The sequence below is a fragment of the Enterobacter cloacae complex sp. P12RS genome (genome assembly GCF_014895875.1).
Classification (GTDB): Bacteria; Pseudomonadota; Gammaproteobacteria; order Enterobacterales; family Enterobacteriaceae; genus Enterobacter; species Enterobacter bugandensis.
Map to the genome: position 1 here is coordinate 336,200 of NZ_JADBQO010000009.1, position 13,114 is coordinate 349,313.

Consider the following 13,114-nt stretch of genomic DNA (forward strand, 5'->3'; position numbering starts at 1 on the left):
TATGCTGCGCCTGTCCATATATTCGCTGTTTATCTTCAGCGTATTTTCCTGCCGGGCCGATTGCTGGCAACTGGCGGGAGAACGTTACGGCATTGAGCCAGAGCTATTACAGGCGATAGCGATAGTGGAATCCAACGGTAATACCCGGGCCATCAACAAAAATCGTGATGGCTCAATGGATGTCGGTCTGATGCAGATCAATAGCATTCACTTCGATGCGCTGCGTAAATTTCGTATTAGTCAAAAAGATCTGCTAACCGACCCTTGCCAAAGTGTCATGACCGGCGCCTGGATCCTGGCAGGTCAAATCCAGCGCTTTGGTTATACCTGGGACGCGGTGGGAGCGTATAACGCCGGAACGGCAAATACCCCCCAGCGCCGCGCGCTTCGTCAACAATACATAAAAAAAGTGGCTCCGCATTATGCCCGCCTTAAAAGGCAGAGCCATACACTGTCGCCAAAATGAAACCATATACCGTCACCATCCTCCAGGGGGGGAAACGCGTCAGTCAGACCGTACTTGCCGCGTCGCCTGATGATGCCAGCGCCCGCATTATTGCCGGCGGCGGCATCGTTTTGCAGGTACAGGAACGCCCCGCCCGCAAGGAGAAACGCTTTCCACTGAATCTGTTCTTGCAGGAGCTTATCGCTCTGCTGGAAGCCGGGCTGGTCGTGGTCGAGGCCGTCGAAGCACTGCGCGAAAGCAGCCGCGACGGCGGCACCTCGCTGGTTCTGGATACGCTGATTAAAAAGCTCTACGAAGGAGCGCAACTCTCCCAGGCGATGATGGCGTTACCAGCACTGTTTCCGCCTCTGCTGATTAACACCGTTGCCTCTTCTGAGCAAACCGGACACTTACCCGAAGCGCTAAAGCGTTTTCAGTTTTACGAATCAAGAATGGAAATTCTGCGCAAGCGGATTAAATCAACCCTGCTCTATCCGACGATTGTCATTGCCGCCGGCGGGATAATTCTGTTCTTTCTGCTCGGCTTTATTATTCCGCGTTTTTCCGTGGTGTTTGACGGGATGAAGAACCCGTCCGCCAGCGCACAGCTTATCCTCTGGTGGGGACGCCTGACGCAAACCCATGGCTCGCTGCTGCTGGCCGGTTGCGCGGCAGCGGTCGCAGGCATCGTGATGGCGGTGCGCAGCCCGCGCCTGCGCCAGCGCGCGCTCGGTTTGTTGCTGCGCATTCCCGCCTTACGCCAGCAGCACCAGCTTTCTGTGCTGGTGCGTTTTTACCGCACGCTGGGCCTGCTGCTGCAGGGCGGCCTTCCCGCGCCAGATGCGCTAATGCTGAGCCGGGAGATCCTGCCCGCCACGCATCGTCAGCAGGTTGAACAGGTTATCCGCGACGTCGCCGCCGGCGAGTCGCTCTCCCGCATGCTGGAAGCCCAGCAGATGACGACTCCTGTCGCCAGCCGCCTGCTGCAGGTCGGCGAGCGCAGCGGCGAACTGCCTGCCATGTGCGAGCGGATCGCCGCTTTTTATGATGAATCGCTGGAACGCGCGATTGAAACCTTTAGCAAAATTTTTGAACCGATTCTGATGATGGTCGTTGGCGGCATCGTTGGGCTCGTCGTGTTTTTACTGTACATGCCCATTTTTGAACTGGCAGGAGGATTGCAATAATGTCTCACTCACCGTCTGTAGAACCCCTTTTCGACCTGCCAGACGAGCAGCGCTGTCAGGCGCTGGCGGAACTGCTGGACAGTTTCCCCGGCGCGTTAGAAGAAGCCGCCGGTTCCCTGGGGCTCACGCCGCTCTCACCCACACAGCTCGCCGACAGCGAAGAGGATTTCGAAGCCGTGCCGCTGACCGAATCGCTCAGCCAGCGAGCATTGCCGCTGCGCGTTAACGGTCAGCTCCACGTTGCGCTGGGCGATCCGTTTTCACTGGCCCTGCGCCAGTGGGCCTATAACGTGAATGCGCTCCCCGCGCTCGCCCCGCTCTCTCAGCTTAATGCCCGCCTTGATGAACTGGCAAAACAGCAGCGCACGCTCGATCAGCTGGAGCAGCAGCAGAGTGAAGAGAATAAAGAGGCCCGGTGGCTGGAGATCACCCCAGCAGCCATCGCCAGTGAACCCCACGCCGTCATTAAGCTGGTTAACGCCACGCTGTTTGATGCCCTGCAGAGCCGCGCCAGCGATATTCATCTTTGCGCCGTCGCGGATGGGTTGATGGTGAAGTACCGCATCGATGGCGTTCTGCACAGCATTCGCCACTGCGCCGGGCTTCAGCAAGCGGAGCAGGTGATCTCCCGTCTCAAAGTATTAAGCTGCATGGACATTTCCGAACGACGCACGCCTCAGGACGGGCGCTTTAAGGCGTTGATTCTCCAGCGTCCTGTTGATTTTCGCGTGTCCATCATGCCGGGCGTCTATGGCGAGGATGCCGTACTGCGCGTGCTGGATAAATCTCACGATCAAAACCTGCGCCTGGAGACGCTCGGCTTTGATGAGCACACGCTGAGCGCGATTCGCCAGTTAACCCATCTGCCCCACGGTATGGTGCTCGTCACCGGGCCAACGGGGAGCGGGAAATCCACCACTCTCTATTCAGCACTCAGCGAACTCAACAGCGGTGAATGCAAAATTATCACCATTGAAGATCCCGTGGAGTACCAGCTCAACAGCGTGCTGCAAATTCCGGTCAACGATAAAAAAGGGCTCACCTTCGCCCGCGGCCTGCGCGCCATTTTGCGTCACGACCCGGACATCATCCTGGTGGGTGAGATCCGCGACGGTGAAACCGCCGGCATTGCCGTGCAGGCGGCGCTCACCGGCCACGTGGTGCTCTCCTCGGTTCACGCCAATGACGTCTTTAGCGTACTGGAACGTTTTTTATATATGCAGGTAGAGCCCGCCAGCCTGATCACCGCCCTTAACGGCGTCGTGGCGCAACGGCTGGTGCGCCAGATTTGCCCGGACTGTATTGATGACACCACGCCCACAGATGACCTTCTCGCGGCGTGGCAATCCGGACCGCTGCAGCAGCTCACGCCCCGCTGGCGTCGAGGGCGAGGCTGCGATACCTGCCGCGACAGCGGTTTTCGCGGCAGGCTGGCGCTGGCGGAAGTGCTGCATTTCAGCGATGCGATGAAAGAGGCAATGCTGGCGCGATCGCCCCGGCGCAAGCTAAAGGAAGTGGCGCTGAATGACGGTTTTGTTCCGCTCTCGACCATCGCGCTGCGCGCCGTGGTCGAAGGCAAAACCACCTGGGAGGAGGTGAACCGTGTTATCACTCACTAACACCTGGCAGTGCGACATCTGGCCTCATGCCGTGCGGTTGCGCCGCAACAACGTGGTTCTCGCCACCCATGAACGCCGGCCAGATGAGTCTCTTGAAGCCGCGCTCGAAACGCTGCTGCGCCTGCGCCCTTCCGTCTTACCGTGGCGTGATGCGGTGGAGTTTCACCTCGATACCGACGATCTGACGTTTTTAATTCAGCCCTGGCATGACGGCGTGACCACACCGCAGGAACTGCTCCAGCTCGCCCGACAGCAGGCGATTCTTCGCGCGAGTCCGCCCGTCGACTGGCAGGTGCGCTTCGAGACCCTTAACTGGCAGCAGTCAGCGCTGGCCGCGTGCCTGAAGCAACCATGCTGGCACCTGCTTGTCGCGCTGGCGCGTCGGGAGCGGCTGCGGTTTCGCGGTGTTGTCACGCCGTTTCAAAAGCTGTTTAGCCACTTCGCCCGCGCCCTGCCGGAAAACGGCCTGTTTGTGGCGATGAGCCCCCACCATAGCCGGATTGCCAGCCGTCAGCACCACAGCTGGCGCGACGTCTGGACACTCACCCTGCCACAGCAGGAGATGGACGCCCAGCTGCGGGTTATCGCCCGGCTAAGCGGAATGCAGGACTGTCCTGGCTACGTCATTCATACCGACGGTGAGCATCACCAGGAAGTCGCGCTACAGGAGAGTCCTCATGACGCCGCTGTTTACGCGTAGTTCCCCGTGGGCCGCACGCACGCTGCTGTTAACCGGACTCCTCTGCTTACCGCTCACCGGTGCCGTGATGTATGGCCTGTTTGAGCACCAGCGCCTTGAGCTGGAGACGTCGCAGGTACAGCAGCAGCTCGCCCAACGGCAGCAGGTGCTGCGCAAGCTGCGTGAAGCGGAGCAGCGCCGGTTGCGCCAGGCTCAGCAACTGCAGGCCGTCCCGCCGGCCATCAAGCTGCTGGACAACATCGGCAGCGTACTGACGCCTGATATTGCGCTCCTGAATATTGACGTCATTGCCAGTAAAGGCGATGCGCGGCTTACGGTGAATGCAGGCAATCTTGACGCCCTGCTCGCCTTTAGCGAGCGGCTACAGCAGTTGCCGGCGCATGTGGTGCTTGAGAACCATCGCCAGTCGGCGCAGGGCGATCCTGCCTGGCCGATTAACGCGGTACTCGACGTCAAGGTGACGACGGAGGCGCACCATGCGGCTTCAGAATAAACCCGCCGTGCTGCGCTGGCAGGCGGCGTTATTTGCCGGGCGCATCGGAACGGTTCCGCTCGTGCTCGCCGGGCTGCCCGCAGGACTGCTGCTGTTATGGCTTGGCGGCGTGCGGCCGCATACCATCCATTTGCAGGAGAACCTTGCCCGGATCCAGGCGCAGCTACAAACCGCGCTGCCGCTGGATAAACAGCAGCCGGAACTGCAAAGCCGCATCAGCCTCGGAGAATATCAGCAGGTCAGGCTCATTTTTGAGCAGTTCAGGAGCCGAGGAATGAAGGTCGACGCCAGCCGCTATCAGCTGGAAAACGACGACGGCAAAACCGCGCTACGGCTGGATATTCCGCTGCGCGGTGAATATCTGCCGCTGATGGACGCCCTGGAAACGCTCAGCCGCACTTTGCCGTTACGCATTGAGCAGCTAAGCCTGCGGCGCGCCGGGCCATCGGAAAGCCAGCTCAGCGCCACCGTGCAGCTTCGCCTGTTGAAGGAGTCGCCATGAAACTGCCGCGCTATTTACAGCTGGCGCTGGTGCTGACCGCCGGTGCTGTTTTCTGGAGCCAGTTTGCCGATGACGAGATATCGCAAGCGCCGCTTGAGGCGCAGCCGGTCTCACGCCCGCGCCCCGCGCCAGCAAAGCCGGAGACGGCTCACGCAACGCGCATCGATCTCTTTTCAACGCCACATAGCAGGGCACAAGACGCAGCAGAAAAGCCGCCGGAAAACGATCGGCCTGAAGAGGCGACACCAACCGCACCGCCGCTACCGCTTCAGCTCCTCGGTGCCTGGTGGGAAAACCGTCAAAGGATCGTTGTGCTGACGGATGGCAAAGAGACCTGGCCGGTCTGCGAGCGCTGCAGGGCGGACGGCAGGATCTGGATCGGCAGTTCGCCGGTCAACAACTGGATTTTAAAAGCGGTGGCGAACGACCACCTCCTGTTTGAATGGCAGCCCACCCATAGCCAGCAGCGGCTGGAACTGGATGAGCTGCAATCGGAACCGACACATTAATCATGAAAAAAACTATTGCTCTCACTTTTTTGTTGTCATGCGCGCTACTGAGCGGCTGTGCACAACGTGCGGCGCCTCCGGTCCGGGAATCAGTGACCGCCTCGCCGCAGGTGCTGGTTAAGCGGCTTAAGGAGATAGACCAACAGCGCATCGCCAGCCCACAGGATATTGCGCTTCGCGCCGAGCAGGCTGACATCAGCAAAAAGCTGGTCAATGACTACCTGAAAAATGCCGATCTCGCGGTGCGTCAGAACAATTACACCCTGGCGACGCAAATGTGGCGCGATGCGCTTACCTATGAGCCCGGCAACCTGCGCGCCCTGCAGGGCTTACGCAAACTCGATGCCCGTAGAGCGCTGGACGCATTGTATAAGGAGGCGGTGGCTAACAGCACCCGCGACCCGGCACGCGCGCTGCACAAAATCCAGCAGGTACTGGAAGAAGATCCCAACTGGCCCCAGGCGCGCGCGCTGCGCGATCACCTGATGCGTGAGGTGTCGCGGATCAACCAGCCGGAGCAGCGTCTGAACCGGGAACTGCAAAAAACGATAGCGCTTAATTTTCGCGAGCACAGCCTGATGGCCATCTTTAACACCATCAGCCAGATGACCGGGGTCAATATCATTTTTGACAAAGATATTTCCTCCAGCACAACCGGCAGCCTGATAGCCAAACGCACCACTGCGGAAGATGCTATCAACGTGCTGCTGTTGTCGAATAACCTGCGGAAGAAGGTGCTGAACAGCAATACATTGCTGATCTACCCCGCCACCGCGCAAAAAGAGAAGATCTATCGCGACGTGGTCGTCAAAACCATCTTCCTGGGTTATGCGAAAGCAAAAGAGGTCAACGTCGCCCTGCGCAATATGGTCAAGCTGAAGGATGTGCACGTTGATGAGCGAACCAACTCCGTCACCCTGCGCGGGCCAAAAGAGAACGTGGAAAAAGCGGAGCGCCTGTTAGTGACGCTCGACCGGCCTGAAGCGGAGGTCACGCTGGCCGTTGAAGTGCTGGAAGTAAACACCAACGATCTCGAAGCGCTTGGCGTGAAGCTGCCGCAAACCATCAGTGCGGGTTTTGCGAAAAGTAAAGAAGGTGATTTAAAGGGAAGCGGGATCCCGCTGGGCGACCTGAGCGCCAAAAATATCATGGTCGATATCGACAATATGACCATTGACATGAAAAAGGTGTTGAGCAACGCCAGAGTGCTGGCCAACCCGCGGATCCGGGTGAAAAACAATAAAAAAGCGCTGGTTGATATTGGTCAAACGATCCCGGTACTGACCACAACCGTCAATGACGGGATTTCGCAACAGAAAGTGGATTATCAGGACGTCGGCCTGAAGCTGGAAGTCACCCCGGAAGTCAGTATGGATGACAATATCTCAATGGAGGTGAAGTTCACGCTCAGTGCCCTGGGCGCCGAAGAACCCGGTGAGAACGGAGCAAAGTATTACCGCACCACGAAACGCGAAGCCAATACCACGCTCAGCAGTATGAACGGCGAGACCCAGATGCTGGCAGGGCTGATCAAGCAGGATGAAACCACGACCCAAAAAGGAACGCCATTATTAAGTGACATCCCGGGGCTGGGCCGCCTGTTTAGCAGCAATTCCGACAACAAAGAGCGCACGGAGGTGGTGCTGTTAATTACGCCGACCATTGAGCGCAACCTCGATTTACCGGGAAGCCACGTCAGTACCATTGAGATGGGCAGCGACGATTTAACGGGCGACAGCATTCAACTGCGCGACCTGCAGCGCGACGAGCCGGGCAGCGGGTTTACCGCACCGGCGCTAGCGCCGCCAGCCCATTTCCCTGACCGGGCGGCCACGCTGCCGCCACCGATCCTCGATGAGTCAGAGACGGAAAACGGAGCATCGTAATGCAGCGCCAGCGCGGTTTTACCTTGATTGAAATGATCGTCACGCTGGCGCTACTCGCCACGCTTGCCGCTGCCGCTGCGCCGCTGATGCGTAACTACCATCAGCGGCAGCAGGAGACGCAGCTACGTGAGTCGCTGCGCACGCTACGCGATGCCATTGACCGTTATCACCAGGCAAGCGTGGACGGCATCATTGAGAAAAAAACCAGCGAATCGGGATATCCGCCGACACTAAAAAGCCTGGTGGAAGGCGTCCGGGATAAGACATCGCCCACTGGCGCGATGATCTACTTCCTGCGCCATATACCGCGCGATCCGATGTGCGATTGCGAGGGAAAAAATGATGAAGAGACCTGGCGGTTACGCGCATCCACGCAGCCACCCGGCGATTTCAGCGGCGGCGGGAAAGACGTGTTTGATGTCAGTAGTACCAGTACGGCCAGCGGTCTGAATGGAGTGCCCTATGCGCAATGGTGAAAAAGGTTTTACGCTCATCGAGCTGCTGGTGGTGATGGCGATCATCGCGACATTGATGACCCTGGTCGCTCCACGTTTTTTCCAGCACGCGGACAGAGCTAAAGAGGTGGTGCGCGAGCATAACCTGCATGCGCTGCGCAGCGCGATCGATCACTACCGCCGCGATCGTCTGGCGGGGCCATACAGCCTGGAGGATCTGATCGAGGCCGGTTATCTGCGCCAGATGCCGCTGGATCCCATCACCAACCGCCGCGATATCTGGGAGGCGAAGACCGATGACGAAGGGCAAATTATTGACGTCGAGACGCCACCTAAACCCGGTCAGGATCATCGCGATGCGTTCGATTAAACAACAGGGAGGTTTTACCTATCTGCTGCTGCTGATTGCGCTCTCCACGCTGGCGTTGTCGCTGCTGAAAAGCCGCGATGAGGTGGAGATGCGTTATCAGGCGCAGCAGGAGGCTGAGCTTTTATTTCGCGGCGAACAAATCCGCGCGGCGATACAGGCCTACCGCGGCAACGGTGATGGCTGTTTTCCCGTGCGTTTCGAACAGCTGCTTATTGATAAACGCGGGCGAAAACCGCTTTATCACCTGCGCCAGCACTACGCCGACCCGCTAACCGGGAGTAAAAACTGGGGGATGATCCTCGATCCTCAGGGACGCTGGATTGGCGTGCGCAGTCTCGGAAAAGGTACGCCACGGAAAAAAGTCGGCTTTCGTCACGATCCAAAACAGTTTGCCAAAGCGAAAACGTATTACGACTGGAAATTTCAGGTAGAGAGCGATCCGCAGGCCCCGCTGCCTGCGGCCTGTGGTCGCTAATGCAATGATGTGGCGAGACCTGATGTCCCTGTCACGCAGTCTGATCTGCCCGGCGTAACGGCACGAATAGGGCAGGCAACAGGCTCTGTAAGATGTTGCCTGCCCGCTTCGCTAATAGATGGCCTTTTTACTGCGCGACGGGAATAGTAACTTTGCTAACCACTAAGGTAATGGTCGCCTTTGCGTCCCCTGCTTTCAGCGGGATTTTATATTCATCCGGCTGGGTAAAGAGCGCCATGTATTTGTCATCTGGCATATCTATGATGACGTCATCGTCTGCGGCGGTGGCTTCGATCCGTCGCAGCAGCTCTGCTTTAGTCAGAGGTTTGTTCCATCCGGCAACAATACGATCGTTTTTAATGTGAATCTCATTACTCTCAAGGACGCAGAGCGCATTTTGCTCACCGCCCTGAAGGCGATAAAGTCGGTTTTCCGTTAAGGTGTCAAGAGTCGGGCAGACGACCTCTTTTTGCGAACCCGACTCTGCCAGCGTGTAGCTAAATTTCACTTTCAGGTTATCCCCGTGGCGAACGCCCTGTTTTTTCCAGTCGCCACTGTCCCCGGTGAACATGCGGATCCCGTTGGGGATGATCGTGCTGGCGGCAGCAAAAAAGTCATTCCCGTTAACGGAAAAATAGGGCCGAAGCGTTAAAGATGAATCATTAATAATAGTGATCACCGGAGAGTTAATGGAACGGTAACTCTTTTTCTTATAACGACAGTTTTTCCCGTTTGCCTGTAAGTTGACGCCGTTGTCTTTACTGACAATCATGGCATAGTTGCAGTTAAGGCCCTTTTCAATAGATTCGTTCAGCACCGCACCATTATCGACAATGATATTCATCACGCCGTTATCTTCGTTACCAAACCAGACATGAGGAATAAAATCGCTATCGTAACCCTCTTCATAAATAGCATTCTGAACCCTGATTTTCAGATGGTCAGGGTTTTCAATGTTAATCATACGCGCATAATCACTGGCAAATACTGATGCCGTTGAAAAAGCGCTAAGCATGGCTAATGCTACGGCTGTCTTTGTCATGAAAATGTCCTCTTTGAGAAATATAAAAAAGTACAAATTTGCACAACAGTGACCATATCTTAATGTATCAGACAGTAAAACATGACTCTGAATAAAATCATCGTTTATTTGTTTTTAACTCACGGATGCAGAGACAATTCTTATTAATCGCATAACTCGTTCTGCCTTATTTTATTCTGAGAAATGAATATACTGCCTTGCCAGCATTCAGACTGGAAGAGTAGGCTTGAAAGCCATCTCATACTTTGTGCCATAATAAGCGAGACAAAAGATGGATCAATCAATTAAACAGACTCCTGAAAAAATTCGGGTTTGTGTGCGGACGAACTCTTTTTTATTCGAAAAGGGCCTTGCGGAATTAGCACGCTATTACTTTATCGCCCGAGACAAAATGCTCTGCATTATTGATGCAGACACATTTGGTACGAAGACGCATCTGGTAAAGTATCTGGAGTTCATCAGAAGAATTAAACCCGACATGCTTGTTTTGATCACGGGTCATCACACCCGAAGCGAGCAGCACGCATGGTATGTAAAAGCAAATGAATCCCTGGCGGGCTGGCGTGACACCATTGATGCCATGAACTTTATGCTCCCCAATCTCGACAATATTATTGACCATTATAAAAGGAGGAAGGCAGGTGAAATTAAGTTTTTGTATCAGGACGAATATGATGGCAAAGATGGCCGACGTGAGTGAGGCTGAATTAGTTTATGCGCTGATGACAACAGGAAAGCTGTTCGGCGTGAAAATACCGGCACCGTTACCCGGCAGACATAACGCAAAGACACGTCGTTTTGATTACAAAGAGGCTCTGGATTTTGCTGAAGAAGTGAAAATTTCCCGAGGCAACAAAAGGCAGGACTGATAATGCAATAATACGCCATGCTTTTAAGCGACAGGTTTATCGCGACACGCCTCATCGTTATAACAGAACCGTTCGACTGGCCTGGCGTTTTCCTTCAACATTGCAAGTGCAATACCAATCACCTCAGCATACAAGCAATCATCAATACGCCTGGCATACTCAAGTTTTTTACTCAGGTAATGACTGAGCGAAACATGATCAATTTTTATACCCTGCAAAGATAACTGCGTGGCGGCATCACCAATGAGTAGTGATGCTTGCTTTTCAGGATAAGCATTTTTCATGAATGCGAGCCTCTTTTTCGTTAAGAACCAGCTAACAGGATCACAGAAAAACCCATACCCCAGCTTACAACATTACCTTAGATTGAATTAACGAACCCACCTGTCAAAATGCTGAATCCAGCATTACTTTTAATTCCCGTATTTATTAGCATCACGCTAACACAGGCATTCCCCCCATTAGCCGTCAAATTATTTAACCATGATGCAGAACAGTTTGCCAAAGCGGAAAGGGCCTGTGATGGGACCTTCCGGGGGAAAAACGAACCGCAGGTCCCGTTTCCGGGAGCCTGCGAGAGGTGAATTACGCTACACTGATATAAGTGTTAATGGCTAACACTGGTAGCGTTTATTTGACGATATTAACCGGGTCGGAATAGGCTGTACCGCCTGTTCTTTGCGACCCCAGAGTACCGCGTGGGGTAACACTTACCCGGATATCTTTCAAAAATCCATAGGCTTCTTTTATGTATAACGTTTTACCGGTCTCTCCGTCTAAATTCCGATAACGGCCGCTAAATTCATCCCATGAAGCCCACTGATATAACGAGTTATCCTCACCACTGCCATTAGCATTGAAGATATAACTGGCCTCAATTGTATTACCCACCCGGGCTTCATTCTCAATATGAAGTTGGCTGACAGAAGGTGTACCCGCATCTGTAACCCTGAAATACCCGTCGTTAAATACCTTAGCACCTGAGCCGCCAGCGCTGCCCCTTGGCGTGACCGAGACATAAAGATATAACCCGTACTGACCGCGATCGGTCTTCAGCGTTCTTCCGGTTGCACCAGGAATAGGTGTCGGAGATTTATCGTAACTGTTCTGAGACCAGTACCATTGATACTGAGTTCCGCTCTCATCGCCTCCGCCGTTGGCTTGATAAACATAGTCCACCGAGATTTGGTTTCCATATACTGGATCGCCCTTAATCTTCACATCGCTCGCGGAAGGTGTACCCCGAATCGTGACCGAATCTGATTCAAGCCGCACTGATGGGTTATGGCTATCGATAATTTCTACGCTCACCTTTTGGTTTATCAGCGTGGTGTCTGTCAACTCAAGTGATGCGCTGTCCACCGTGGTATTGGCGCTCGAACGGTAGATTGTGCCATTAACCTTCCAGTTGACTGTTGCCGTACTAAACCCGGAACCTTTGCCTATCGTTAGGGTGTAGCCTATTTGTGGCGTACCCGCGATCCAGGGTTTTTGCGCCATCACCTTAACGGTCGCTTTAAGCGCGCTTAACTCAACTCGGTCTACAACAGGCGTGACAGTATAGGTATCAGCACGTGTTCCTTTTACATTGAACGGATAGTTTCCTTTTTCAGTCTCAACAATTCCCCCGCTGTTAGTATGGATCAATCCTCCATTGTTTCTCCCCTGACTATCGGCCAGCACGGCGCCGATTCGTCCCGTCAGGCCACTGACAGGGTTACCAAACTTATCCTTCATAGCTATCAGCATGGATAACTGATTGCCAACGACCATCGTGTCACTGACGGGGGTCAGACTCGACTTCGCGTAATCAATTTGCCCTACACTGAGCTGTAACGTTTTCGAATCCTTCACTGACTCGCTGACTTTCGCTGTGAGGGTATAGCCTCCCATTGCACCAAACCCTTTTTCCGGTCTGATGGTAGCCACGGCGGTGGCTACACCGTTGCTGCCCGTTGTTGCGCTTTCTGGCGTTATCACCATCCAGTCCGGATGGTTGCTACTAAACGTGACCACAGCACCAGGCATCAGTACTCCGCCTTTATCCTTTGCCGTTACCGTGAGCGTGACAGGTTCGTCCACGCGTGCAGTCGATGCCATCGTAAGTTCAACGCTACCTGCAACCGGCGGCAGGGCAATCGAGGAGGAATCCTCAACGTTGTTTTCCGATTTCGCGGTCACGACCAGATTTTCCGCTTTTACTGTACCCATTTGCAGCGTCAGCTTAGCCCCCCCAGAGTTGTTGGTCATTGTATCGCTCTGGCTGTCGATTTTTGTCGCCAGTGCCCCTGGGAAAATCCAGTTTACAGCCGTATTTGGCACTGGATTGTTAAAGCTGTCGAACATCGCTATCTGCCAGGTGGCATGAGTGACACCGTCCGCCTGAACACTTTCCGGCTCGTCGACAAAAGTCACCCGGTTGACCTTTCCTGGCACAAAGTTAACCAGAACAGATTTTGCGTGTAACCAGTTATCGCCAATGGTCGCGTTTACCTGAAACTCCCCGGCCTTCAGGCTGGTCTGACTGACGGTGACGGTACCATCCTTCCCGGTCTCTGCCGT

16 protein-coding genes are annotated in these 13,114 nt (G+C 54.8%); 13 read left to right on the plus strand and 3 right to left on the minus strand.

Going from position 1 to position 13,114, the window contains the following annotated elements; translation table 11 throughout:
- Nucleotide 1: 1 nt before the first annotated feature.
- The 11 genes from IM284_RS08230 to IM284_RS08280 all read left to right on the plus strand — a co-directional run bounded on the left by IM284_RS08230 (nucleotide 2) and on the right by IM284_RS08280 (nucleotide 8,641).
- Nucleotides 2–466 carry a lytic transglycosylase domain-containing protein gene (locus IM284_RS08230; protein WP_032644836.1) on the plus strand — a complete coding sequence of 155 codons (465 nt, stop codon included), beginning with the start codon at nucleotides 2–4 and terminating at the stop codon, nucleotides 464–466.
- Complete coding sequence (locus tag IM284_RS08235; RefSeq protein ID WP_047367559.1) at nucleotides 463–1,632, plus strand: type II secretion system F family protein; 1,170 nt, start codon at nucleotides 463–465, stop codon at nucleotides 1,630–1,632. The genes IM284_RS08230 and IM284_RS08235 overlap by 4 nt, the downstream gene beginning before the upstream one ends.
- Nucleotides 1,632–3,251, plus strand: a complete 1,620-nt coding sequence (locus IM284_RS08240) for a GspE/PulE family protein (RefSeq protein ID WP_052954309.1) — start codon at nucleotides 1,632–1,634, stop codon at nucleotides 3,249–3,251. Before IM284_RS08235 ends, IM284_RS08240 begins: the two co-directional genes overlap by 1 nt.
- The gene (locus tag IM284_RS08245) at nucleotides 3,235–3,951 is read left to right on the plus strand and encodes a hypothetical protein (protein WP_047367558.1); all 717 of its coding nucleotides are present in this window, start codon (nucleotides 3,235–3,237) and stop codon (nucleotides 3,949–3,951) included. The genes IM284_RS08240 and IM284_RS08245 overlap by 17 nt, the downstream gene beginning before the upstream one ends.
- The gene (locus IM284_RS08250) at nucleotides 3,929–4,444 is read left to right on the plus strand and encodes a hypothetical protein (RefSeq protein ID WP_047367557.1); all 516 of its coding nucleotides are present in this window, start codon (nucleotides 3,929–3,931) and stop codon (nucleotides 4,442–4,444) included. Before IM284_RS08245 ends, IM284_RS08250 begins: the two co-directional genes overlap by 23 nt.
- Nucleotides 4,428–4,946 carry a hypothetical protein gene (locus IM284_RS08255; protein WP_028012056.1) on the plus strand — a complete coding sequence of 173 codons (519 nt, stop codon included), beginning with the start codon at nucleotides 4,428–4,430 and terminating at the stop codon, nucleotides 4,944–4,946. The genes IM284_RS08250 and IM284_RS08255 overlap by 17 nt, the downstream gene beginning before the upstream one ends.
- Entirely contained in the window at nucleotides 4,943–5,455 is a 513-nt protein-coding gene (locus IM284_RS08260; RefSeq protein ID WP_028012055.1) for a hypothetical protein, read from the plus strand. The genes IM284_RS08255 and IM284_RS08260 overlap by 4 nt, the downstream gene beginning before the upstream one ends.
- Before the next feature lie 92 nt (nucleotides 5,456–5,547).
- Nucleotides 5,548–7,341: a secretin N-terminal domain-containing protein gene (locus IM284_RS08265; RefSeq protein WP_232948720.1), complete on the plus strand. Its 1,794-nt coding sequence runs from the start codon at nucleotides 5,548–5,550 to the stop codon at nucleotides 7,339–7,341.
- A complete protein-coding gene (locus tag IM284_RS08270; RefSeq protein WP_028012053.1) occupies nucleotides 7,341–7,817 on the plus strand; it encodes a type II secretion system protein in 477 nt (158 codons plus the stop codon). The genes IM284_RS08265 and IM284_RS08270 overlap by 1 nt, the downstream gene beginning before the upstream one ends.
- Nucleotides 7,804–8,166 carry a type II secretion system protein gene (locus IM284_RS08275; RefSeq protein ID WP_080339181.1) on the plus strand — a complete coding sequence of 121 codons (363 nt, stop codon included), beginning with the start codon at nucleotides 7,804–7,806 and terminating at the stop codon, nucleotides 8,164–8,166. The genes IM284_RS08270 and IM284_RS08275 overlap by 14 nt, the downstream gene beginning before the upstream one ends.
- Nucleotides 8,153–8,641, plus strand: a complete 489-nt coding sequence (locus IM284_RS08280) for a type II secretion system protein (RefSeq protein WP_047367555.1) — start codon at nucleotides 8,153–8,155, stop codon at nucleotides 8,639–8,641. The genes IM284_RS08275 and IM284_RS08280 overlap by 14 nt, the downstream gene beginning before the upstream one ends.
- Before the next feature lie 127 nt (nucleotides 8,642–8,768).
- On the opposite strand, the gene IM284_RS08285 is transcribed toward IM284_RS08280, so the two are convergent.
- The gene (locus tag IM284_RS08285) at nucleotides 8,769–9,683 is read right to left on the minus strand and encodes a hypothetical protein (protein WP_131701653.1); all 915 of its coding nucleotides are present in this window, start codon (nucleotides 9,681–9,683) and stop codon (nucleotides 8,769–8,771) included.
- Between the two features lie 271 nt (nucleotides 9,684–9,954).
- On the opposite strand from IM284_RS08285, the gene IM284_RS08290 reads away from it, so the two are divergent.
- Nucleotides 9,955–10,383: a hypothetical protein gene (locus IM284_RS08290; RefSeq protein WP_047367553.1), complete on the plus strand. Its 429-nt coding sequence runs from the start codon at nucleotides 9,955–9,957 to the stop codon at nucleotides 10,381–10,383.
- Nucleotides 10,355–10,552: a hypothetical protein gene (locus tag IM284_RS08295; protein ID WP_047367552.1), complete on the plus strand. Its 198-nt coding sequence runs from the start codon at nucleotides 10,355–10,357 to the stop codon at nucleotides 10,550–10,552. Before IM284_RS08290 ends, IM284_RS08295 begins: the two co-directional genes overlap by 29 nt.
- A gap of 23 nt (nucleotides 10,553–10,575) precedes the next feature.
- Here the strand turns inward: IM284_RS08295 and IM284_RS08300 are convergent, their stop codons facing one another.
- Nucleotides 10,576–10,836 carry a hypothetical protein gene (locus tag IM284_RS08300; protein ID WP_047367551.1) on the minus strand — a complete coding sequence of 87 codons (261 nt, stop codon included), beginning with the start codon at nucleotides 10,834–10,836 and terminating at the stop codon, nucleotides 10,576–10,578.
- 346 nt (nucleotides 10,837–11,182) lie between these two features.
- Nucleotides 11,183–13,114 (minus strand): Ig-like domain-containing protein (locus IM284_RS08305; protein WP_193055763.1); only part of this gene is annotated, 1,932 nt, incomplete at its 5' end.

Bases quoted from the DNA above. Each gene is read 5' to 3' on its own strand.
- IM284_RS08240 (WP_052954309.1), top strand. From the start codon at position 1,632: ATGTCTCACTCACCGTCTGTAGAACCCCTTTTCGACCTGCCAGACGAG.
- IM284_RS08280 (WP_047367555.1), top strand. From the start codon at position 8,153: ATGCGTTCGATTAAACAACAGGGAGGTTTTACCTATCTGCTGCTGCTG.
- IM284_RS08250 (WP_047367557.1), top strand. From the start codon at position 3,929: ATGACGCCGCTGTTTACGCGTAGTTCCCCGTGGGCCGCACGCACGCTG.
- IM284_RS08255 (WP_028012056.1), top strand. From the start codon at position 4,428: ATGCGGCTTCAGAATAAACCCGCCGTGCTGCGCTGGCAGGCGGCGTTA.
- IM284_RS08270 (WP_028012053.1), top strand. From the start codon at position 7,341: ATGCAGCGCCAGCGCGGTTTTACCTTGATTGAAATGATCGTCACGCTG.
- IM284_RS08290 (WP_047367553.1), top strand. From the start codon at position 9,955: ATGGATCAATCAATTAAACAGACTCCTGAAAAAATTCGGGTTTGTGTG.
- IM284_RS08285 (WP_131701653.1), bottom strand. From the start codon at position 9,683: ATGACAAAGACAGCCGTAGCATTAGCCATGCTTAGCGCTTTTTCAACG.
- IM284_RS08295 (WP_047367552.1), top strand. From the start codon at position 10,355: ATGATGGCAAAGATGGCCGACGTGAGTGAGGCTGAATTAGTTTATGCG.
- IM284_RS08275 (WP_080339181.1), top strand. From the start codon at position 7,804: ATGCGCAATGGTGAAAAAGGTTTTACGCTCATCGAGCTGCTGGTGGTG.
- IM284_RS08260 (WP_028012055.1), top strand. From the start codon at position 4,943: ATGAAACTGCCGCGCTATTTACAGCTGGCGCTGGTGCTGACCGCCGGT.
- IM284_RS08300 (WP_047367551.1), bottom strand. From the start codon at position 10,836: ATGAAAAATGCTTATCCTGAAAAGCAAGCATCACTACTCATTGGTGAT.
- IM284_RS08230 (WP_032644836.1), top strand. From the start codon at position 2: ATGCTGCGCCTGTCCATATATTCGCTGTTTATCTTCAGCGTATTTTCC.
- IM284_RS08235 (WP_047367559.1), top strand. From the start codon at position 463: ATGAAACCATATACCGTCACCATCCTCCAGGGGGGGAAACGCGTCAGT.